The sequence below is a fragment of the Burkholderia sp. AU15512 genome (assembly GCF_002223325.1).
Classification (GTDB): domain Bacteria; phylum Pseudomonadota; class Gammaproteobacteria; order Burkholderiales; family Burkholderiaceae; genus Burkholderia.
This window is the reverse complement of sequence record NZ_NKEX01000006.1, coordinates 1,214,288-1,234,745: the sequence shown is the minus strand read 5'-3', so window position 1 is coordinate 1,234,745 and position 20,458 is coordinate 1,214,288. Positions and strand designations below refer to the sequence as shown.

Genomic DNA, 20,458 nt, shown 5'->3' with positions numbered 1-20,458 from the left:
CGGGGCAGGACCTCAGTGGCCGATGCCCGTCATCGCGACGATCGCGAGCACCACCGCGCTTTCGATCGCCGCCAGCGCGGCGACGCCGGCGGCGCCGCTGACTTCATGCCATCTGCGTTCAAGGCGTTTCATCAGATCAACTCCAGATTGCTCCGGCACGCGGCTGCGCCGCCGCGCAGCGCGGGCCGGTTGCCGCCGTCAGCCGTGATCGCGGGGCGGTGAAGGGACGTCCGGCGAGCGGCGTTCGTGCTTGCCGGATGGCTTGGCAGGATCGATACGGGTCGCGCCGCCCACGGCGGGCGGGTCGCTGGCCGGAAACGTCTCCTCGAGGCCCTCGTCGATGCGTTCCTCCGTCTTGTCTTTGGACGGCGGACGCGACGTGGCGAGCCAGAGCAGTCCGGCAGCCGGTGACACGGCGTCGTGGCGGCCGGGGGCGTGAACGGTCATGGTCGAACCTCCTTGGTCATGGATAGAGGCGCAAGCGCCATGCCTGCGCGGGCCGACGGCACGACGGTTGCGCGTTGGCGAAACCGCACGCTGCGCAGCCACGCGCGCCGTCGGCGTGGACGAGAGGACATCGTGATGAATGCATCCAGGGAAAGAATACGTTACGACGCGAACGTATGCGGCGGCGATTTCGCCCATGTACGCGAGCGTTTCGACACATGGAAGCGCGAGTCGCTGGTCTATCGGCCCGAGCGGCGCATGTTCGACGGCGAGGACGAGGTTCGCGAACTGAACGACACCGTCTACGACGGCCCCGAGCGTGCGCAGCGGGCGCTCGTCGCGGAATGCACGCCGTCCGACCGGTTCGCGCTCGCGGCGCGGCTGACCGCGGAAGGCCGCACGATGTGGCTGGTGATGGCGGCCTACGACGACTGAGTGCGCGGCAGCGTCCGACCGGAGCGGGCAACCGGGCGCGCAGGAGCGGGCACGCCGCTTGCGCACGATGCCGGCGCCATCGAGATGCGCGCGCCGTCGCGCAGGAGAGACATGAATACGCCATCCAGGCTGCACCGCCCCGAGCCGACGACGCCCGATGTCGACCCGGATCCGCCGCCGCCCGGGCACGACGATCCCGTCGATCCGCCCGTGCCAGACGGGCCGCCGCAGGGCGACCCGCCGTCGCAGCCGCCACCGATGCGGATGCCGGGAGGCGGTGCGTCACAACCGTCCGCGCGAACACTCAAAAAAGGAGGACCCTCATGGACATTCACGTGCAATCGCCAGACAAGCGCGCGATCGCTCAGGTGCTGGGCCGCTACTTCGAATCGCGCTCGTTGCGCTATCACATCGAGGAATTGCCGGGCGGCGTGCTGCAGATCGGCTTTCGCGCCAGCGGCCGCCCGGCCGCCGTCACCGTGTCGTTCGACGATGCCGCGTACGACACCTATACGCACTGGGATGCGAGCCAGAAGCAACTCGCGCTCGGTCGGCTCGCCGACGGCTTCTCGCGGATGATGTCGACGCGCAGCCCGGCCGCGCTGGCCGGTGACTATCACGTCGAGCGATTCTGATTCCATCCCGCTTCACCGGACTGTCCCGCGTACGGCAAAGTGCCCGCACGCAGCGGGCGCTTTGCGTCCGCGCGCGTGTCGCGTAGGATGTCCGTTAATTCAGCGCACGCTACGTTCGCGCCGCAGGCTGCCAGCCGCTGCAGCCGAAGAGGCGCAATGCGCTTCTTCACTTCGGGTTCGTTTCGCGCAACCGACGGGGACCTTGATGACTGTTGCTCGCCCTTTGCTGTCACCCGGCGCACGCCGGTTCGTTTCCGGGGTGTCGGCCTGCGCGGCGCTCGCCGCGGCCGGCGCCCGCGACGCGTCGGCCCAGACGCCTTCACCGCTCGGCGAGTGGCAATACTCGGCGGGCGTGCCGCTCCAGAAGCTGTTCGAGCCGAATGTCTCCACCTGGGATATCAGCATGGGCGCCGCGATGACGCTGCAGCCGCGCTATGCGGGCTCCGATCGCTATCGCGTGATGGGCGGCCCGACGGTCGATATCCGCTATCGCGACCTGTTCTTCCTGTCGACCGGCGAAGGGCTCGGCGCGAACGTGCTGCGCGGGCCGAACTGGCGCGTGAGCCTGTCCGTCGGTTACGACCTCGGGCGCCGCTCGGCCGACGACATCCAGCACCTGAACGGCCTCGACAACATCAACGCGGCACCGGTGATGAAACTGGCGGCCGATTACGTGATCTCGAAGGAATTTCCGCTCGTGCTGCGCGCGGATATCCGGCGCAGCATCGGCGGCTCGAATGGGTGGGTCGGCGATTTCTCCGCATACATGCCGTTGCCGGGCAGCAACGAGCATTTCTTCTGGTTCGCGGGGCCGACCGTGTCGTTCGCCGATTCGCGCTACATGAACAGCTGGTTCGGCGTGAGCCAGGGCGCCGCCGCGCGTTCCGGGTTGCCGGCCTATTCGTCGGGGGCCGGGCTCAAGTCGGTCGGCGCGGGCGTGACGATGGCCTGGTTCGTGAACAAGCACTGGTTCGTGACGATCGACGGCGCGCTCGAGCAGCTCGTCGGCCGCGCCGCGCACAGCCCGATCACGCAGCAGAAGACCAACGGCGTGTTCGACATGTCGGTGAATTACCAGTTCTGAGCGGGGCCGGGAAGCCGATCGCCGACGGGGCGTGCGGCAGTTGCCGTCACATTTGATATGATTCCGACCTGTACAAATGTACAGTGATCGATCCCCGTGACGCCTGCATCGCCGACGCCCCCGGCGTTTTACTACCTGACCAATTTCGAACGCGCGCTGGCCTGGCTCGGCGCGCGTTACGCCGACCTGTTCGACGCACACGAGCACGCGTTCGTCCGCCAGTTCACGACGCTGCCGCAGGCGTCGCGCGCGCTGCTCGTGCGGATGCTGATGCGCAACGGGTCCGACTTCCGCGCCAGCAAGCTCGTCTACGACGAAATCGGCTGCGCGCTCGACGCGGTCGCGCCGCTCGTCACCCTCGGCTGGGTCGATCCGGCGCCTGCGCTGACGCTCGACGAACTGTTCGCGCTGTCGACCAAGGCCGATCTGCTGCGCATCTTTCCGGCACTCGCCGCGCATGCGGGCGAGCGCAAGCCCGACTGGCTCGAGCGGCTGCGGCCCGCGCACGACGTCGCGCAACCGCTCGACGCGTGGTGCGCGCAGGCCGGCGACCGCGTGCTGCGCGTGACGGTCGGCGCGCTGTGCGACCGGCTGCGCCTGATGTTCTTCGGCAATCTCCATCAGGACTGGAGCGAGTTCGTGCTCGCCGATCTCGGCGTGTTCCAGTATGAAAGCGTGCCGATCGCGCCGTCGTCGCGTGCGTTCCAGCAGCGCGGCGACGTCGATGCGTACCTCGCGCTGCAGATGTGTCGCGACGCGCTCGACGCGTGGCCCGACGATCTGCCGTTCGACGACCTGATGCGCGCCATCGACGCGGTTGGCTGCACCCAGCCGTGGCTTGCGACGCGTCGCGCGAAGCTGCTGTTCGCGCTCGGGCAGACGTGTGAGCGCCGGGCCGACTGGGACGGCGCGCTCGACGCGTATGCACGCAGCGCATGGCCCGGCAGCCGCCATCGGCGCATCCGCGTGCTCGAACGCTGCGGGCGTGACGACGAGGCGCTCGCGCTGGCGCTCGCCGCGCGCGGCGGCTTCGAGAGCGACGAGGAGCGCCAGCGTGTCGAGCGCATGCTGCCGCGCCTGCAGCGCCGGCTCGGCCAGCGCGTCGAACGTGCTGCCGCGGTCGCAGACGTGCCGCGCGAGACGCTCCTGATCGCGCGCCCCGATGCGTTCGTCAGTGTCGAATTCGCGGTGCGCGACCATCTTGCGCAGCCGGCTTCGCCGGTCCATTACGTCGAAAACACGCTGATCAATTCGCTGTTCGGGCTGCTGTGCTGGGAGCCCGTGTTCGCCGCGGTGCCCGGCGCGTTCTTCCACCCGTTCCAGCGCGGCCCGGCCGATCTGCACGCACCCGATTTCGTCGCGCGTCGTGCGGAAGCGTTCGCCGCGTGCTTTGCGCAGCTCGATTCGGGCGCCTATCGCGACACGATCCGCCGGCATTTCGCGACGAAGGCCGGGCTGCAATCGCCGTTCGTGTTCTGGGGCGTGCTGACGGACGCGTTGCTCGACGAGGCGCTCGCATGCCTGCCGCCCGAGCACTTGCGGCTGTGGTTCACGCGCCTGCTCGCGGATATCCGCAGCAACCGCTCGGGGTTGCCCGATCTCGTCCGCTTCTGGCCCGGCGAGCGCCGCTACGAGCTGATCGAGGTGAAAGGCCCCGGCGACCGCCTGCAGGACAACCAGACGCGCTGGCTCGCGTACTGCGTCGCGCACGGCATCCCGGTGCGCGTGATCGATGTCGAGTGGGCCGGCGAGGGCGTCGCGCACGCCGAAGCGGCGGGACTGTCCGCATGAGCTACGTCGTCGCGGTGCGGGCGATGTGCGAGTTCACCGCGCGACGCGGCGACCTCGACCTGCGCTTCACGCCCGCACCGACCGCGCTCGAAGGCATCGCCGGCCACGGCGCGGTCACGTCGAACCGCGGCGCCCGCTACGAAACCGAGATCGCGCTGACGGGCACCTGGGGCACGCTCACCGTGCGCGGCCGCGCGGACGGCTACGACCCGGTGGCGAACCGTCTCGAGGAGATCAAGACTTATCGCGGCAGCCTCGATGCGATGCCCGACAACCACCGCGCGCTGCACTGGGCGCAGGCGAAGGTCTACGCGCACCTGATGTGCGACGCGCGCAGCCTCCCGGAAATCGACGTCGCGCTCGTCTATTTCGACATCGTGTCCGAGCGCGAGACGGTGCTGACGCAAACGCTGGGCGCGGCCGAGCTTGCGACGTTCTTTGCCGAGCAGTGCGCGTGCTTCGTCGGCTGGGCCGAGCGCGAGACGGCCCATCGGGCGGCGCGCGATGCGGCGCTGCGCGCGCTGGCGTTTCCGCACGAGCAGTTCCGCAGCGGCCAGCGCGAGCTGGCGGTGGCCGTCTATCGCGCCGCACGCGACGAGCGGTGCCTGATGGCGCAGGCGCCGACCGGCATCGGCAAGACGCTCGGCACCGTGTTTCCGCTGCTGAAGGCCTGCGGCGAGGGCGAGCTCGATCATGTGTACTTCCTGACCGCGAAAACGCCCGGCCGCGCGCTCGCGCTCGAAGCGGCGACGACGCTCGGCGCCGGCACGCCCGTGCTGCCGCTGCGCGTGCTGGAACTCGTCGCGCGCGACAAGGCGTGCGAGCATCCGGACAGCGCATGCCACGGCGAATCGTGTCCGCTCGCGAAAGGCTTCTACGACCGGCTGCCGGCCGCGCGCGATGCGGCGATCGAGGCCGGGCTGCTCGACCGCGAGACCGTGCGCGCAGCGGCGCTCGCGCACGACGTGTGCCCGTACTACCTGTCGCAGGAGCTCGCGCGCTGGTCCGACATGGTGATCGGCGACTACAACTACTACTACGACGGCAGCGCAATGCTGCACACGCTCGCGCAGCAGAACCAGTGGCGCGTCGGCGTGCTCGTCGACGAAGCGCACAACCTGCTCGATCGCGCGAGGAAGATGTACAGCGCATCGCTCGATCCGTTCGCGTTCGCGGCGGCCCGCGAGATTGCGCCCGCGGCGCTGCGCAAGGCGTTCGACCGGCTCGCCCGCGCCTGGGGCTCGGTCAGCCGCGCGCAGGCCGAGCGCTATGCCGCGTATCCGGAGATCCCGGGCCCGATCGTGTCGGCCGTGCAGAACCTCGTTGCAGCAATCGGCGAACACCTGGCCGACGCGCCGCGCGCGAACGGCGATGCACTGCTGCGGTTTCATTTCGAGGCGATCCAGTTCGGCGTGCTGGCCGAGGCGTTCGACAGCGCGTCGATCTTCGACGCGACGCTGCACGGCGAACCGATGCCGCGCCAGCCGGCGCTGGACGGCGTGGCGTCGGCCGGCCGCCGGCGCCGCGTCCAGTCGACGCTGTGCGTGCGCAACGTGATTCCGGCCGGCTTTCTTGCGCCGCGCTACGAAGCCGCGTGCGCGACCGTGCTGTTCTCGGGCACGCTGAGCCCGTTTCATTTCTATCGCGACACGCTCGGGTTGCCCGGCGACACGGGCTGGCTCGACGTCGACGGGCCGTTCCGCGCCGAGCAACTCACGGTGCGCGTCGCGAGCCACGTGTCGACGCGCTGGCGCGACCGCGACCGTTCGCTCGAACCGATCGCCGATCTGATCGCCGCGCAATACGCGACGCGGCCCGGCAACTACCTCGGCTTCCTGAGCAGCTTCGACTACCTGGGGCGCGTGGTCGCGCTGATGCAGACGCGGCATCCGGACGTGCCCGTCTGGGCGCAGGCGCCCGGCATGGCGGAAAGCGAGCGCGACGCCTTTCTCGCCCGCTTCGACGCTGGCGGTCGTGGCGTCGGCTTCGCGGTGCTGGGCGGGGCATTCTCGGAAGGCGTGGACCTGGTCGGCGAGCGCCTGATCGGCGCGTTCATCGCGACGCTCGGGTTGCCGCAGGTCAACGACGTCAACGAGCAGATGCGGCGCGCGATGGAAGCACGCTTCGGCAACGGCTACGACTACATGTACCTGTACCCGGGCTTGCAGAAGGTCGTGCAGGCGGCTGGGCGCGTGATCCGCACCGAGCACGACGAAGGCGTCGTGCACCTGATCGACGACCGTTACCGGCGGCGCGAAGTGCGCGACCTGCTGCCGCGGTGGTGGCGGATCGGGTGAGACGGACGAGGCGCTGCCGGCAGACTGCCGATTCCGGCAGGTGAGCGCCATCCGTCGCGTAGCGAGATCGGGCGGCCGCGGACGCGGCCTGGGTGAGTGCTGCCGCTACAGCACATTCAGCATCGCGAGCGCGGCTTCCTGCAGATGCGGCAGGACGCGCCGCACGGCCGCGTCGGCCGTCTCCGCGCCGATCGGCATGTTGGTGCTCAGCGCGGCGACCACTTCACCGTGACGGTTCTTCAGCGGCACCGCGATGCCGCGCACGCCGACCTGCAATTGCTGTTCGATCGCCGCGAAACCGGCGTCGCGTGCCTGGTCGACCTGTTCGAGCAGGCGCGCCTTGTTGGTGATCGTGTGCGGCGTGAACGGCGGCAGTTCGGTGTCGTCGAGCCACGCGCGTACGGCTTCGCGATCCGGATGATGGGCGAGCAGCACGACGCCGGGCGACGTCAGCGGCGCCGGCACGCGCGCGCCGAGCACGAAGCCGGTCGTCATCACGCGCGACACGCCGTTGCGCGCGATGAACACGAGTTCCCAGTCGTCGAGCACGCTCACGTACGCCGACTCGTTCAGCGACGCGCTCAATTGCTGCAGATAGGGCTGGACCGTGCGCGGCAGGCGGGCCGAATCGAAGTACGACCAGCCGACCCGCAGCACGCGCGGCGTGAGACCGTACAGCTTGCCGTCGGTATACACGTAGCCGAGTGATTCGAGCGTCAGCAGGTAGCGCCGCGCGGCCGTGCGCGTGAGGCCGGTGCGCGCGGCGGCCTGGGTGGGCGTCATGCGCGCATGCTGGCTGTCGAACGCCTCGAGGATCGCCAGGCCTTTTTCGAGGCCGGCAATCCAGTCGCGTCGGTCGAGTTCGGGCTTTTTCATCGTCGTGAGCAGGCGTCGGAATGCGCGGTCATCGCGCGTGAATGGGCGATTATCGCGCACCTTTTCAGGTGGAAGGCGTGCGGAGGACGGGATCCCCCATTTGGCCAGCTTTGCCGACGGGAGACTGGGATATACAATTGAGGACGTATATCCAAGGAGGTCCATATGCAGGTTGCAAAGTGGGGCAATAGTCTGGCCGTCCGCCTTCCGGCCAGTGTGGTCGACGCTCTGGAGCTTCGCGAAGGTGACGACATCGAAATCGTGGTCGATAGCCCTCGCGTTTTCGCCGTGAGTCGCAAGCCCAGGCCCGAAGAGCTTCTGCAGCGGTTGCGGCGTTTCCGTGGCAAGTTGCCCGCCGATTTCAAGTTCAGCCGGGATGATGCGAATGAGCGGGACTGATGCGACGCACTCGTTCGTCGACAGCAACGTCGTGCTTTACCTGTTGTCCGAGGACGATACCAAGGCGAACCTGGCCGAGTCGCTCCTGCTTCGGCGGCCGACCATCAGTGTCCAGGTATTGAACGAGGTAGCCAGTGTCTGCAGTCGCAAATTGCGGATGCCGTGGATCGACGTGGGGCAGTTTCTGGAGCCGATCAGGGGTTTGTGCCGTGTCGTGCCGATCTCGGTCGACACGCATGACCTGGGGCGAAAGCTGGCGGAGCGGCACGGCTTGTCCTTTTACGACGCGTGTATCGTTGCAAGCGCTTCGATCGACGGCTGTGAATACCTCTACACCGAGGACATGCACGACGGCTTGCGTGTGGAGGGCGGGCCGGTGCTGAGAAATCCGTTCGTGTGAGTACCGACGGTTTCAGTTGCCCGCCCCGCGCGTCTGTCAGCGCAGGCGAACATGACATCGGGCCAAACCCGGCATCGACTTGAACTGGACATGAAAATCCGACAATCCCTGTTTATCGCGTACGCCGCGTTCGCGCCGTTACTTGCCGCTGCCAACTCCTCGGCTGACACGTCATTGCCGCGTCCGGCCGCCGACATCCGCGCGTGGCCGCGCATGACGTCACCGAAATTCGGCTGCTACGTCGAAACGGCCTTTGGCTACCGTGACAAGCGCTTCAATTGCGCGCTGAAGCAGTACCGGAACACCGGCGACGCGTGCAAGAACACGAAGGCCTACTACGAGGGCCCGGCGTTCCCCGACCGGCTCGCGGCCAGCGTGCATCCGCTCGCGACGAAGGTGGATCTCGACTGGGAGCAAGGCAGGCTGCAGATGGTCACCGTCACGCTGAAGGGGACGTGGAACGAAGCGGACGTGCGCAAGGCGTTCGGGCTGCCGCGCGCGGAAGGGAGCAAGCTGACCGAAGCGGAGCTGCGCTCGGAGCCGGGCAACCTGATGGACACGAGTGTCCAGTATCCGTCGTCTCCGCTCGATGAAGGCCTGGCGAAACGCCCGAGCAACCCCGCGCGCGGCACGACGGCCGTGATGCTCTACGGGTTCGACCACATGGGCGGCGGCGATGTCGATTGCGGGGGAGGCGAGTAACGCGGGAGGGCGCGGCCGGCGCAGGCGCCGGCCGGGTGGGGAGGATGGTACGGTTGTTCGCCGGGCGTGCGCCGTACCGTCAGTGCTTTATTCGCTGCTCGTCCATTCGACGTTCGCGCCGACCGAGCGCAGGTTCTCGACGAAGTGCGGGTGAGCACGGCGGATCGGCAGCGCGTTCATGATTTCCGAGCGGCCTTCGATACTCGCGGCCACCATCAGCAGCGCGATCGCGACGCGGATGATGTACGGGCTCTCGACGCGCGCCGGCGTCAGCTGCAGCCCGCCGAACGTGATCAGCCGGTGCGGATCGGACAGCAGCACGTGCGCGCCGAACTTCGACAGTTCGCCGGACCAGCCGAGCGCGCCGTCGTACACCTTGTTCCAGAACATCGCGCTGCCTTCCGCGCGCACGCCGAGTGCGATGAAGATCGGCAGCAGGTCGACCGGCAGGTACGGCCACGGCGCGGCTTCGACCTTGGTGAGGATGTTCTGCGTGAACGGCCGGCGCACGCGCAGCGGGCCGTCGCGTTCCGCGCGCGACCAGCCGTCGCGGTGCGTGACGGTCACGCCGAACTTCGCGAACGTGCGATCGATTAGCGGGAAATGTTCGGGCGACGAGTTGCGCACCGTGATGTCGCCGCCGGTGATCGCGCCGAGCGCGAGGAACGTCGCGATCTCGTGGAAATCCTCGGCGAAGCGGAACTCGCCGCCGCCGAGCTTGCGGCCGCCCGTCACGCACAGCCGCGACGTGCCGATGCCCTCGATCGCGACGCCGATCATCGCGAGGAACTGGCAGAACTCCTGCACGTGCGGCTCGGACGCGGCGTTCATCAGCGTCGACGTGCCGTTGGCGGCTGTCGCGCAGAGCGCGAAGTTCTCGGTGGTCGTGACCGACGCGTAGTCGAGCCAGTGGTCGTTGGCCGTCAACGGGCCGTCGGTACGGACGATCAGCGAATCGGGCGTGCGCTCGATGTGCGCGCCGAAGCGCTCGAACACCTCGACGTGCGGATCGATCTCGCGCACGCCGAGCGTGCAGCCCTTCACGTCGTTCTCGAGGCGCGCGACGCCGAAGCGCGCGAGCAGCGGGGGGATCAGCATGATCGACGAGCGCATCGCTTCCGGCAGCCGGTGAACGGCCGGATCGAATTTCGTGTTGCGATGGTGGAGTTCGAGCAGGCCCGTCGTGAAGTCGACCGACACGTCGCTGCCGAGCGTGCGGAAGATGTCGAGGATCTTGCGCACGTCGGTGATGTCCGGCACGCCGATGAGGCGCAGCGGCTGATCGGTCAACAGGGTGGCGCACAGAATCGGCAGGACGGCGTTCTTGTTCGCGGACGGCTTGATGTCCCCGCGCAGCGGAGTGCCGCCGTGGACGATGAGATTCGACATGATATGGGGGCGTATCGGTGACTGACGTAGGCCCATATGATGCCATTGGTCGGCACGCGGCGTGGCATGTTCAGCGGGGAAAAGGGCGAATCGACGCGTGTAACTGACAGTGTTTGACGTCGTGCGCTCGAACGCGAGGCAGTGGCGCCATTGCAGGTCATCGTCGAGCCACGCGGGATGGCCGGCCGCGCATCGGGCCGGCCATCCGGTCAGCGTGTTACTGCGCCGCCCGCATCCGCGCGGCGACCACCAGCGAGATCAGGCAGCCCACCGCGAGATAACCGGCGACGAGGTGCCACGAGCCGCCGGCCACGCTGACGAGGCCGACCGCGATGAACGGCGTGAACCCGCCGCCGACCACGCTCGCGAACTGGTAGCCGACGCCCGCGCCGCTATAGCGGTACTCGGCGCCGAACAGCTCGGTGAACAGCGGCTGCTGGACGCTCACGACCATGTCGTGCGCGGCGTTAGCGAGCAGGATCGAGAAGATCACGATCCATGCGAGCGACCGCGCTTCCAGCGCGACGAAGAACGGCACCGCGGACGCGAGGCCGATCAGCGCGCCGATCAGGTAGATGCGGCGCAGGCCGTAGCGGTCGGCCAGCCACGCGAAGCACGGGATCGTCACGCAGCTCACCGCGCCCACCAGCAGGCCGATGTTCAGGAACAGGTCGCGCGACATGCCGAGGTTCGTCGTCGAATAGCTGAGCGCGAACGCGGTGACGATATACATCGTGAACAGTTCGGCCAGGCGCAGCGCGATGATCAGCAGGAATGCCTTCGGATGACGCGTGAGCGCTTCCAGCACCGGCAGGCGCAACTTGCGGTTGCCGTGTTCGACCTTCTCGACGAACTCCTGCGATTCGTCCATGTTCTTGCGCACCCACAGCCCGATCAGCACGAGCACGATGCTGAACACGAACGGCAGGCGCCAGCCCCACGACTTGAACGCGGCCTCGCCGAGCGTGTGGCTCAGGATCGACACGATGCCCGTGGCCAGCACGAGGCCGACGCCGTAGCCGACCTGCACGCCGCTGCTGTAGAACGCCTTCTTCTGCTTCGGCGCGCTCTCGACGGCCATCAGCGCCGCGCCGCCCCATTCGCCGCCGACCGCGAAACCCTGGATCGCGCGCATCAGCACCAGCAGCACGGGCGCCCACCAGCCGATCGTCGAGAACGCCGGCAGCAGGCCGATCGCGACCGTCGACAGCCCCATCAGCATCACGGTCAGCACCAGCATCCGCTTGCGGCCGAGCCGGTCGCCGTAGTGGCCGAACACGACGCCGCCGAGCGGCCGGAACAGGAAGCCGACGCCGAAGGTCGCGAACGCCGCGAGCGTGCCCATCGTCGGGCTGACTTTCGGGAAGAACTCGGAATTGAATACCAGCGCGGCGACGATCCCGTACAGCAGGAAGTCGTACCAGTCGACGACGGCGCCCACGAAGCTGCCGATCGCGGCCTTGCGGGCCTGGCTGCGTATGCGGGCGCCGGCTGCGGCGTCGAGGGTGTCGAAGGTTGGGGTCATGGCGATGTCTCCTGGCACGGCGCATCGTGGAATCGTGGCGGCGCCGCGTCCGATGCTGCATTGAAGTCGATGAGTGAACGGAGAATAGGGCGCGCGCCGCACGGCGGCAATTGGCCAATCGGACAGAGTGCGCGATTAGCGTTCAAGTCCGTGCGATTATCGAACGCTTTTCGGGTTTGCACTAGGCGGCGGGACGATATCCCGTTTGGCCAGGGTGTGCCGCCGTGAACGAACTGGTTAAAATTGGCGCATTGAAAACTCGCCTGTTCGGAGCGGACGCGCGGTCGCCCCCCTGGCCGCGCCTTCCGCACGCAACGAGCGCCATCCCCATCGACGCATGCCCCCGGAGACTGGAATGCCCGGCAATTCCCACCCCCTGTCCTGCGATACGCCGCCCGCTGCCGATCCGGCTGCCAATCCGCTCGGGATGGCCGGCCTCGAGTTCGTCGAGTTCGCGGCGCCGGTGCCGGAAGCGCTCGCGCAGCGCTTCGAGCAGCTCGGCTTCAAGGCGATCGCACGCCACGTCAGCAAGAACGTCACGCTCTACCGGCAAGGGCAGATGCACTTCCTGATCAACGCCGAGCCCGACTCGTTCGCCGCGCGCTACGCGGAGGAATACGGGATGGGCGTCTGCGCGATCGGGCTGCGCGTGGCCAGCGCCCGGCGCGCGTTCGAGCGGGCGATCGAACTCGGCGCGTGGGCGTTCGAGGGCGAGAAGGTCGGCGTCGGCGAGCTGAAGATTCCGGCGATCCAGGGCATCGGCGATTCGCACCTCTATTTCGTCGACCGCTGGCGCGGGCGTGACGGCCAGCGCGGCGGCGTCGGCGATATTTCCATCTTCGACATCGATTTCCGGTCGATCGACATCGCAACCGCGCATACCGATCTCGACTGCGTGGGTGTCGGGCTGCAGCAAGTCGATCATTTCACGCAGACTGTCGGCGCGGGGCGCATGCAGGAGTGGCTGGATTTCTACCACGACCTGCTGCATTTTCGCGAGATCCACGAAATCGACGCGCACTGGCACGTGTCGGAGGAATCGCGTGTGATGGTGTCGCCGTGCGGCGCGGTGCGGATTCCGGTCTATGAGGAAGGCACGCGGCGCACCGAGCTGATGCATGCGTACCTGCCCGACCACCCCGGCGAGGGCGTGCAGCACGTCGCGCTGGCCACCGACGACATCCTGTCCTGCGTCGATGCGCTGCGGGCGAACGGCGTCGAATTCGTCGAGCCGCCGGCCCGCTATTACGACGACGTCGACGCACGGCTGCCGGGGCACGGCGTCGACCTCGACGCGCTGCGCCGCCGCGCGGTGCTGGTCGACGGGGAGATCGGCAGCGACGGCGTGCCGCGCCTGTTCTTCCAGACCTTCGTCAAGCGCCGGCCCGGCGAGATCTTCTTCGAAATCGTGCAGCGCAAGGGGCACCACGGGTTCGGCGAAGGGAATCTCGCGGCACTCGCCCGCGCACGCGACGCCGGCTGAGCCGCCGCGGCGCCCGCATCAGGCATCAGGCATCAGGCATCAGGCATCAGGCGTCGGGCATCACGCGTTCACGTCAAACCTCAGATGCCTGCGGCCGGCACGCGGTTCGGCGCGGGGTCGTTCGGCTCGCGCAGCACGCACGCGGTGCCGCCCGGCGTGTACATCGACACGACACAACGGTTGCACGACGTGCAGCCCGACTGCGCGAGCCGGCCGTCGCGCAGCCCGTTGACGAAATCCGGTTCGAACACGAGCGCACGTGCGAGCGCCACCGCGTCGAACCCTTCGCGCATCGCCCGCTCGACGTTCCCGCGTGAACGCACGCCGCCGAGGTAAGCGAGCGGCATCCTGACGGCCGCGCGCACCTTCCTCGAGTGCTCGAGGAAATACATCTCCCGAAACGCGCCCATCTTCGGCTCGGTGAGCTTCTGCAACGCCATTGCCGCGCGCACGATCGCGTTGTCGGCATTCGCGCGGGCCTCGCCGGGCAACGGGCTGCCGAACAACTGCCACACCGATTCGACGTTCATCCCGCCGCTGAGCACGAGCAGATGCGCGCCTTCGGCTTCGAGCCGCCGCGCGACTTCGCAGGCATCGTCGGCCGTACCGCCGCCGCGCACACCTTCGGTCACGCCGATCTTGCAGACGACGGCGAGGTCGCGGCCCACCGCATCGAGCACGCGGCGCAGCACCTCGGCCGGGAACGCGGCACGCCGCGCCGCGTCGCCGCCATACGCATCGCGGCGGCGGTTGTACAGCGGCGACAGGAACTGGCTGAGCAGATAGCCGTGCCCCATGTGGATCTCGACTGCGTCGAAGCCGGCGTCGCGCGCATGGCGTGCGGCCTGCGCGAATTCGTCGGCGATGATCGACATCTGGTCACGCGTCATCGCCTGCTTCAGGAAGCGGCCGCTCATCACGCCGACCTTGTTGAAGCCGCCCGACGCGCTCAATGGCCGCTTGGTCGACAGCGACGGCAGGAACGTGAAGCAGCCGCCGTGCGTGATCTGCGCGGATGCGGCGGCGCCGTGGCGATGGACGGCGTCGGTCAGCGCGCGGAACTGGCGGACCGTCGGCGCGTCGAGCCGCGCCTGGTCGACGAACGTGCGGCCGTCGTCGCTGATCGCGCAGTACGCGACGGTCGTCAGCGCGGCGCCGCCTTCGGCGATGCGTTCGTGAAAGCGGACGAGCGCGCGCGACGGCACGCCGTTCGGCGTCATGCCCTCGTTGGTGGCGGACTTGATCAGGCGATTGCGCAGCGTCAGCGGGCCGATCTGCAGCGGGCTGAACGCGGGAGACAGTTCGGTGGGTTCCATGTCGGGAAGACGTCGGGAATGGGTTCGACGGTCATTGTGCGCAACCCGCACCGGCGCGCATCGTCCAGGTGGATGGCCCCGATCCGGCCGAATGAAGCATGAGACGGCAGGCCGGGGGTTCGGACTTTGGCGACGCTGCCGGTTTGCAGAATGGCATCGATCAATGGCATCGTGACGAAGCGGCATGCCGCACACACGACAGGAACATCCGGAGAACCGAATGAGCAGCCAGTCACAGCCGAAGCAGAAACAAAAGCAGAAGCGCATGCCGAAACCCGCCGGGCGCCAGGCGATCCTCACCGAACAGCGCCGCCGGAAGATGGCGCGTTCACCCCACGCGTACGTGCGCGGCAATACGGCGCGTTTCTACGAATGGCTCGTCGAAACCAACGGCAGCGCGCTGCCGCACGGGCCGTCGATCTGGATCTGCGGCGACTGCCATACCGGCAATCTCGGCCCGGTCGCGAACAGCGAAGGGAAGGTCGACGTGCAGATCCGGGATCTCGACCAGACGGTCATCGGCAATCCCGTTCACGACCTGATCCGCCTCGGGCTTTCGCTGGCGACGGCCGCGCGCGGGTCCGCACTGGCGGGCCTGACGATCGTGCACATGATGGAGGCGATGACGGCGGGTTATACGTCGGCATTCGGCAGCCGCCACGCGAAGCTGCCCGAACGCCCCGAACCCGTGCACCTCGTGATGAAGCAGGCCATGCGCCGCTCGTGGCGGCAACTCGCGGTCGAACGGATCGAAGGGCTCGCGCCGACGATTCCGCTTGGCCGTCGCTTCTGGCCGCTGAGTGCGAAGGAATCCCGTGCGATCGGCAAGCTGTTTGGCGACGAGGCGATCGCGTCACTCGCGACGAGCCTCAAGGGCCGCAAGGACGGGGGCAAGGTCGACGTGCTCGACGCGGCGTACTGGGTGAAGGGCTGCAGTTCGCTGGGACGGCTGCGCTACGCGGTGCTGCTCGACATCGACGGCGACGTGAGCGACGGCGACGACCTGTGTCTGATGGACATCAAGGAGGGCGTGACGGCCGCTGCACCGCGCGACGAAACGGCCGCGATGCCGCGCGACAACGCCGAGCGCGTCGTGGAAGGCGCACGGCATCTGTCGCCGGCGCTCGGGGAGCGGATGCGGGCTGCCCGCCTGCTCGATCGCGCGGTCGTGATCCGCGAACTGCTGCCGCAGGACCTGAAGCTCGACATCGATCTGCTCGCCGAGGACGATGCGCGTGACGTCGCGCGCTATCTCGGTGCGGTGGTCGGCGTGGCCCACGCGCGCCAGATGGACAAGCCGACACGCGCGGCGTGGCGCACCGAACTCGGCCGCAACCGCGCGAAGACGATCGATGCCCCGATGTGGCTGTGGAACAGCATCGTCCAGCTCGTGAGCAGCCATGAAGCGGGGTATCTGGAGCATTGCCGGCGCTTCGCCGCCGGCGCGTAGCGTATCGCCGCGGGCGACTGCCGAGGCTACCCGGCCGCGCCCAGCTTGCGGGCCTGCCGTCGCATGCCCTCGAAGATCGCATCCGCCACGTCCGCCGGAAACGCCGCCGGGATCTGCGCTGCAGCCTCGGTGATCGCGGGTTCCGTGCGCGCGACGACGGCTGCCATCGCGGCGTGCACGTCGTCTTCGGTCAGGCCGACACGCCGGCCCTGCGCGATCCAGTGGCGCGGCTGGATCTCGCCGATCACGTAGTGCCGGTTATTCCCGCACACGGCCATCGCGAGCCGGGCGCGGCGCGGCGGAAGCTGGTTGCGGCGCGTGCCGATGATCGGATGCGCGGACAGGACGTCGTACAGCGGCGTGCTGCGGTAGGTGTTGCCGGGCAAATGCGCGATGCTGAAGTTCTTCGCGTGGCCGTCGATCGCCGCCAGCACCCAGAACACGAGCTGCACGACGAAGAAATTCATCCGGTCGCGCGCAGCGTCGGCCGAATTCGCGAGGATGCCCATGATCGTCTCGATGCCGGGGCCGCCGTCGGATTCGTATTTCGCGCCTGCGGGCGTGCCGGTCGCCTGGCACATGTCCTCCTGCGGCAATCGCAGGATCCACGTGCGGTCGCGCGATGGACGCCGGTCGAAGCGCTCGACGATCAGCGCTTTCTGGTCGTCGAACCGGCCGATCTCGCACGGTGCGACCGGCAGGCCGTACGCGGCGACGAGCGTCGAGCATAGCCATTCGTTTTCGACGGACGTCCGCATGTCGGCCTGCATGTTCCCGACGCGTCCGAGCGGCAGCTTGAAGATGTGCGTCGTCGGCGTGCTGCCCAATGGCCGCAGCCAGCGGTTTCCCTGACGCAGCAACGCGGTCTTTTCCTGCGCGCCGGCAATCGACAGGCGCAGGTCGCTTTCCAGCTCCGCGCGGCCGGGCAGCGGCGTGGCGGTCGCGTGGCGCAGCACGTCGGCGACGTCCGCGTCGTCAAGCGTCATGCCGTCGATCGCCTCGAGATCGACGGGCGTCTCACCGGGCGGCAGCATCTGGATCGCGCCGACGCAATCGCGGCCGATCGACGCGAGCAGCTCGAACGGCGCCGTCGAGCGGAGCCGGTAACGCTGCGCGATGCGACGGCGGATCGGCTCGCTGTCCGGCAGCAGGTTGTCGAAGTAATCGGCGACGATCGCGCCCCGGTGCGACTGGTTGCCGGGCGTGAAGGGCAACGACAGCGACAGCGGCCGCCCCTGTGGATCGTCGAGCCATTCAGGCAGGTAGACGAGGCGCTCGACGCCGCGCCGGACTTCCCAGTAGCCGACCGGAATGCCATTCATCCACAGGTCGAGCCGGTCGTGGCGGCCACGCGTGGCCATCGTCACCAGTCCTCCCGCTTCGAAACCCGGGGCTTGCCGGGTGCTGCGTCAGTGGGCCGCTTGCGCTTGGCGCCGGTTGCAGGTTTGGCTGGATTCTTGGCGGGCGTGGTGCCGCGGGCCGTTTCCTGCTTGCGCTTGCTCGAGGTCGGTTTCCGAACCGACGGCGCGGCATCGGGCACCGGCACGGGATCGGCCGATGCCGCCGACACGTCCTGCTTGCCCAGTGCGAGCGTCATGTGAACGCCGAGCGCGTTCAGCACTTTGAATAGCCGCTCGATGCTGACCGCCGACGGGTTGGCCTCGAGTTGCGCGTAGGATTGTTGCGTGACGCCCAGACGGGCAGCCAATTGCGCCTGCGTGAGGCCCGCGGCTTTCCGGAAGCCGACGAGTATCGGACGCAGTTGGGTCAGGGTCTGGACAGGAAAAGCCATCGGGCGCTCCGCAGGATGACAAGCGATCGTTTGTAATCTGAAAATACAGCCTATGGTATGTATTGTCAAAATACAAATGATCGGCTGTATTCAATAAAAACAAACGATAGACTGTCAAATGAAGACCCCGCCGGCCATCCCGCGTCAACGCGTCACGCCGCCTTCAGCGGATTCGCCTGCACGCTCCGTGCGCTTTCCGGATCGTCGTCGCCGAGCGGAATGAACGCCATGATCTCGAGGTCGTGCCCCGACAACGCCGGCAGCCGGAACGGGCTCGACAGCACGTTCAGCCGTCGCACGCCGAGCTCGCGCAGGATTTGCGAGCCGATCCCCGTCACGCGTCCGTCGCGGCGCGCATGGCCGGTCGGCACCCGCGTCGCGTCGCCACGCATGTCGCAGTCGAGCAGCACCGCCACCCCGCAGCCGGCCGCGTCGATCCGTTGCAGCGCGGCGTGCAGCGGCCACGAGTGCGCGGACGGCTCCGCATCGAGCAGGTCGAGCAGCGAATGGCATTCGTGCACGCGCGTCAGCACCGGCGTCGACGGATCGGGCTCGCCGCGCACGAGCGCGAGATGCGGCGCGCCGTGCACCGTATCGCGATACTCGATCGCGCGGAATCGTCCCCAAGGCGTATGCAGCGGCCGCTCGCCGATGCGCTCGACGAGCGACTCGTGTTCGCGTCGGTAATGGATCAGGTCGGCGATCGTGCCGATCTTCAGCCCGTGATGCGCGGCGAACGCCTTCAGCTCGGGCAGCCGCGCCATCGTGCCGTCGTCGTTCATCACCTCGCAGATCACCGACGCGGGCGTGAGCCCCGCGAGCGCCGCAAGATCGCAGCCGGCCTCGGTGTGTCCCGCACGCACGAGCACGCCGCCGGGGCGCGCGGCGATCGGGAACACGTGGCCGGGCTGCACGAGATCGTCCGGGCGGGCGCCGGCCCGCACCGCCGCGCGGATCGTGTGCGCGCGATCGGCCGCCGAAATGCCGGTCGTCACGCCTTCGGCCGCCTCGATGCTGACGGTGAACGCGGTGCCGAACGGCGTGCCGTTGTGATCGGCCATCGGCGGCAGCTTCAACTGCTCGCAGCGCTCGGCGGTCAGCGTGAGGCAGATCAGCCCGCGCCCAAAGCGCGCCATGAAATTGATCGCGTCGGGCGTCACGTGATCGGCCGCGATCACGAGATCGCCTTCGTTCTCGCGATCCTCTTCGTCGACGAGCAGGACCATCCGGCCCGCCCGCAGTTCGTCGACGATCTCCAGCGTGCCGGCGAGCGTCATCGTGCCTCCGTCAAATCGAACGCGCGGCGCAGCGCGTCGGCGCCGAAGGTCAGCACGCGGTCGGCCGCATCGATCGCGCCGAGCATGCTCGCGAAACCATGGAGCTGGCCCGGCCAGCGCACGAGCGTCACCGGGGTGCCGGCCTGCGCGAGGCGCAGCGCATACGCTTCGGCCTCGTCGCGCAGCGGATCGAATTCGGCGCTGATGATCGTCGCCGGCGCCACGCCTGCGACGTCCGGCGCGGCGAGCGGGCTCGCGAGCGGCGACGCGCGATCGGCGCCGTCGTCGAAATAGTGCTGCTTGAACCAGCGCATCGCGTCCGCCGTCAGGAAATAGCCGTTGCCGAGCGTTTCGTACGACGGATGCTCGGTCGCGCAATCGACGACCGGATACAGCAGCAACTGGTGCGCGATCGCGACGCCCGAGCCGCGCAACTGCAGCGCGGCGACCGCCGCGAGATTGCCGCCGGCGCTGTCGCCGGCCACGGCGATCGCCCCGGCGCGCGCGCCGAGATCGCGCGCACTGGCGGCGGCCCAGCGCACCGCGTCGCATGCGTCGTGCGCGGCCGCCGGGAAGCGTGCCTCGGGCGCAAGCCGGTAGTCGACCGACAGCACGAGCGTGCGCGCCCGGGTGGCGAGGCTGCGGCACAGGTTCGCATGCGTATCGATCCCGCACGACACGAAGCCGCCGCCGTGGAAGAACACGGTCAGCGGCAACGGCCCATCAGTGGCGGGCCGATACAGCCGTGCGGACAACTGACGGCCCGACAGCGGAATCCGCCAGTCCTCCTCGGCGGCGACGGCATCGCCCGGGGCGAACGCGCCGCCGGCGGCAAGGCTCGCGCGATACGCGGGAACGGTCAGCTGCGCGAAATCGATCGCGGGTGCCTGGGCAAACGCGGCGAGCAGCGCCTGCGCCTGTGGGTCGAGCGGCATGGGGACTCCTGTCTGAATCGGATGCGTTTTGAATCAGGTAAACCCGTGTCGCGGTTTTCCCTGAGTCCGCGCCGGACGCTTGCCGGCACGGCCTGACGGGCATTCCAGCGCAGCGGGCAGGGCGCCACATCATCCGATCGGACGATGGTTCGTTCGCACGGATGGCCAATTCTCACCATTCAGTGAATCTCCCGATGACGCCGGAATTTAGACGCGTCTTAATCA

The 20,458-nt window shown here is 68.3% G+C and carries 19 protein-coding genes; 10 read left to right on the top strand and 9 right to left on the bottom strand.

Going from position 1 to position 20,458, the window contains the following annotated elements; genetic code table 11:
* Nucleotides 1–198: 198 nt before the first annotated feature.
* A complete protein-coding gene (locus CFB43_RS24890) occupies nt 199–447 on the bottom strand; it encodes a hypothetical protein (RefSeq protein WP_089427509.1) in 249 nt (82 codons plus the stop codon).
* A gap of 135 nt (nt 448–582) precedes the next feature.
* Here CFB43_RS24890 and CFB43_RS24885 point away from each other — a divergent pair, with 135 nt between their 5' ends.
* From CFB43_RS24885 to CFB43_RS24865, 5 genes are all read left to right on the top strand, one after another.
* A complete protein-coding gene (locus tag CFB43_RS24885) occupies nt 583–882 on the top strand; it encodes a hypothetical protein (protein ID WP_089498131.1) in 300 nt (99 codons plus the stop codon).
* A 323-nt stretch (nt 883–1,205) separates the two neighbouring features.
* Entirely contained in the window at nt 1,206–1,517 is a 312-nt protein-coding gene (locus CFB43_RS24880; RefSeq protein WP_046547786.1) for a hypothetical protein, read from the top strand.
* Nucleotides 1,518–1,722: 205 nt separating this feature from the next.
* Nucleotides 1,723–2,601 (top strand): MipA/OmpV family protein, encoded by an 879-nt coding sequence (locus tag CFB43_RS24875; protein WP_089496989.1) that lies wholly within the window; start codon nt 1,723–1,725, stop codon nt 2,599–2,601.
* Nucleotides 2,602–2,697: 96 nt separating this feature from the next.
* The gene (locus tag CFB43_RS24870; RefSeq protein WP_089496988.1) at nt 2,698–4,392 is read left to right on the top strand and encodes a VRR-NUC domain-containing protein; all 1,695 of its coding nucleotides are present in this window, start codon (nt 2,698–2,700) and stop codon (nt 4,390–4,392) included.
* Entirely contained in the window at nt 4,389–6,689 is a 2,301-nt protein-coding gene (locus tag CFB43_RS24865; RefSeq protein ID WP_089496987.1) for an ATP-dependent DNA helicase, read from the top strand. The genes CFB43_RS24870 and CFB43_RS24865 overlap by 4 nt, the downstream gene beginning before the upstream one ends.
* A 105-nt stretch (nt 6,690–6,794) precedes the next feature.
* Here CFB43_RS24865 and CFB43_RS24860 read toward each other — a convergent pair whose 3' ends face one another.
* The gene (locus tag CFB43_RS24860) at nt 6,795–7,565 is read right to left on the bottom strand and encodes an IclR family transcriptional regulator domain-containing protein (RefSeq protein ID WP_089498130.1); all 771 of its coding nucleotides are present in this window, start codon (nt 7,563–7,565) and stop codon (nt 6,795–6,797) included.
* Between the two features lie 165 nt (nt 7,566–7,730).
* On the opposite strand from CFB43_RS24860, the gene CFB43_RS24855 reads away from it, so the two are divergent.
* The 3 genes from CFB43_RS24855 to CFB43_RS24845 all read left to right on the top strand — a co-directional run bounded on the left by CFB43_RS24855 (nt 7,731) and on the right by CFB43_RS24845 (nt 9,066).
* Entirely contained in the window at nt 7,731–7,964 is a 234-nt protein-coding gene (locus CFB43_RS24855; protein ID WP_089462651.1) for an AbrB/MazE/SpoVT family DNA-binding domain-containing protein, read from the top strand.
* Entirely contained in the window at nt 7,945–8,364 is a 420-nt protein-coding gene (locus CFB43_RS24850; protein WP_373452565.1) for a PIN domain-containing protein, read from the top strand. The genes CFB43_RS24855 and CFB43_RS24850 overlap by 20 nt, the downstream gene beginning before the upstream one ends.
* A 213-nt stretch (nt 8,365–8,577) precedes the next feature.
* Nucleotides 8,578–9,066 carry a hypothetical protein gene (locus tag CFB43_RS24845; RefSeq protein WP_226274677.1) on the top strand — a complete coding sequence of 163 codons (489 nt, stop codon included), beginning with the start codon at nt 8,578–8,580 and terminating at the stop codon, nt 9,064–9,066.
* Nucleotides 9,067–9,153: 87 nt separating this feature from the next.
* Here the strand turns inward: CFB43_RS24845 and CFB43_RS24840 are convergent, their stop codons facing one another.
* Nucleotides 9,154–10,455, bottom strand: a complete 1,302-nt coding sequence (locus CFB43_RS24840) for a UDP-N-acetylglucosamine 1-carboxyvinyltransferase (protein WP_089496984.1) — start codon at nt 10,453–10,455, stop codon at nt 9,154–9,156.
* Between the two features lie 217 nt (nt 10,456–10,672).
* Nucleotides 10,673–11,980: a shikimate transporter gene (gene shiA, locus CFB43_RS24835; RefSeq protein ID WP_089496983.1), complete on the bottom strand. Its 1,308-nt coding sequence runs from the start codon at nt 11,978–11,980 to the stop codon at nt 10,673–10,675.
* Between the two features lie 355 nt (nt 11,981–12,335).
* On the opposite strand from shiA, the gene CFB43_RS24825 reads away from it, so the two are divergent.
* Nucleotides 12,336–13,463, top strand: a complete 1,128-nt coding sequence (locus tag CFB43_RS24825; protein WP_089496981.1) for a 4-hydroxyphenylpyruvate dioxygenase family protein — start codon at nt 12,336–12,338, stop codon at nt 13,461–13,463.
* An 80-nt stretch (nt 13,464–13,543) separates the two neighbouring features.
* Here CFB43_RS24825 and CFB43_RS24820 read toward each other — a convergent pair whose 3' ends face one another.
* Nucleotides 13,544–14,779 (bottom strand): NADH:flavin oxidoreductase, encoded by a 1,236-nt coding sequence (locus CFB43_RS24820; protein WP_089496980.1) that lies wholly within the window; start codon nt 14,777–14,779, stop codon nt 13,544–13,546.
* A 220-nt stretch (nt 14,780–14,999) separates the two neighbouring features.
* On the opposite strand from CFB43_RS24820, the gene CFB43_RS24815 reads away from it, so the two are divergent.
* A complete protein-coding gene (locus CFB43_RS24815) occupies nt 15,000–16,229 on the top strand; it encodes a DUF2252 family protein (RefSeq protein ID WP_089496979.1) in 1,230 nt (409 codons plus the stop codon).
* Between the two features lie 26 nt (nt 16,230–16,255).
* Here the strand turns inward: CFB43_RS24815 and CFB43_RS24810 are convergent, their stop codons facing one another.
* The 4 genes from CFB43_RS24810 to CFB43_RS24795 all read right to left on the bottom strand — a co-directional run bounded on the left by CFB43_RS24810 (nt 16,256) and on the right by CFB43_RS24795 (nt 20,233).
* Nucleotides 16,256–17,590 carry a type II toxin-antitoxin system HipA family toxin gene (locus CFB43_RS24810; protein WP_089496978.1) on the bottom strand — a complete coding sequence of 445 codons (1,335 nt, stop codon included), beginning with the start codon at nt 17,588–17,590 and terminating at the stop codon, nt 16,256–16,258.
* 2 nt (nt 17,591–17,592) lie between these two features.
* The gene (locus tag CFB43_RS24805; protein ID WP_089496977.1) at nt 17,593–18,021 is read right to left on the bottom strand and encodes a helix-turn-helix domain-containing protein; all 429 of its coding nucleotides are present in this window, start codon (nt 18,019–18,021) and stop codon (nt 17,593–17,595) included.
* A gap of 152 nt (nt 18,022–18,173) precedes the next feature.
* The gene (ribBA, locus tag CFB43_RS24800; protein ID WP_089496976.1) at nt 18,174–19,298 is read right to left on the bottom strand and encodes a bifunctional 3,4-dihydroxy-2-butanone-4-phosphate synthase/GTP cyclohydrolase II; all 1,125 of its coding nucleotides are present in this window, start codon (nt 19,296–19,298) and stop codon (nt 18,174–18,176) included.
* Nucleotides 19,295–20,233 (bottom strand): alpha/beta hydrolase, encoded by a 939-nt coding sequence (locus CFB43_RS24795; RefSeq protein ID WP_089496975.1) that lies wholly within the window; start codon nt 20,231–20,233, stop codon nt 19,295–19,297. The genes ribBA and CFB43_RS24795 overlap by 4 nt, the downstream gene beginning before the upstream one ends.
* Nucleotides 20,234–20,458: the final 225 nt, after the last annotated feature.

Excerpts from the sequence above, each read along its gene's own strand:
- CFB43_RS24890 (WP_089427509.1), bottom strand. The coding sequence starts at position 447 with ATGACCGTTCACGCCCCCGGCCGCCACGACGCCGTGTCACCGGCTGCC.
- CFB43_RS24885 (WP_089498131.1), top strand. The coding sequence starts at position 583 with ATGAATGCATCCAGGGAAAGAATACGTTACGACGCGAACGTATGCGGC.
- CFB43_RS24880 (WP_046547786.1), top strand. The coding sequence starts at position 1,206 with ATGGACATTCACGTGCAATCGCCAGACAAGCGCGCGATCGCTCAGGTG.
- CFB43_RS24875 (WP_089496989.1), top strand. The coding sequence starts at position 1,723 with ATGACTGTTGCTCGCCCTTTGCTGTCACCCGGCGCACGCCGGTTCGTT.
- CFB43_RS24865 (WP_089496987.1), top strand. The coding sequence starts at position 4,389 with ATGAGCTACGTCGTCGCGGTGCGGGCGATGTGCGAGTTCACCGCGCGA.
- CFB43_RS24860 (WP_089498130.1), bottom strand. The coding sequence starts at position 7,565 with ATGAAAAAGCCCGAACTCGACCGACGCGACTGGATTGCCGGCCTCGAA.
- CFB43_RS24855 (WP_089462651.1), top strand. The coding sequence starts at position 7,731 with ATGCAGGTTGCAAAGTGGGGCAATAGTCTGGCCGTCCGCCTTCCGGCC.
- CFB43_RS24850 (WP_373452565.1), top strand. The coding sequence starts at position 7,945 with ATGCGAATGAGCGGGACTGATGCGACGCACTCGTTCGTCGACAGCAAC.
- CFB43_RS24845 (WP_226274677.1), top strand. The coding sequence starts at position 8,578 with ATGACGTCACCGAAATTCGGCTGCTACGTCGAAACGGCCTTTGGCTAC.
- CFB43_RS24840 (WP_089496984.1), bottom strand. The coding sequence starts at position 10,455 with ATGTCGAATCTCATCGTCCACGGCGGCACTCCGCTGCGCGGGGACATC.
- shiA (WP_089496983.1), bottom strand. The coding sequence starts at position 11,980 with ATGACCCCAACCTTCGACACCCTCGACGCCGCAGCCGGCGCCCGCATA.
- CFB43_RS24825 (WP_089496981.1), top strand. The coding sequence starts at position 12,336 with ATGCCCGGCAATTCCCACCCCCTGTCCTGCGATACGCCGCCCGCTGCC.
- CFB43_RS24820 (WP_089496980.1), bottom strand. The coding sequence starts at position 14,779 with ATGGAACCCACCGAACTGTCTCCCGCGTTCAGCCCGCTGCAGATCGGC.
- CFB43_RS24815 (WP_089496979.1), top strand. The coding sequence starts at position 15,000 with ATGAGCAGCCAGTCACAGCCGAAGCAGAAACAAAAGCAGAAGCGCATG.
- CFB43_RS24810 (WP_089496978.1), bottom strand. The coding sequence starts at position 17,590 with ATGGCCACGCGTGGCCGCCACGACCGGCTCGACCTGTGGATGAATGGC.
- CFB43_RS24805 (WP_089496977.1), bottom strand. The coding sequence starts at position 18,021 with ATGGCTTTTCCTGTCCAGACCCTGACCCAACTGCGTCCGATACTCGTC.
- ribBA (WP_089496976.1), bottom strand. The coding sequence starts at position 19,298 with ATGACGCTCGCCGGCACGCTGGAGATCGTCGACGAACTGCGGGCGGGC.
- CFB43_RS24795 (WP_089496975.1), bottom strand. The coding sequence starts at position 20,233 with ATGCCGCTCGACCCACAGGCGCAGGCGCTGCTCGCCGCGTTTGCCCAG.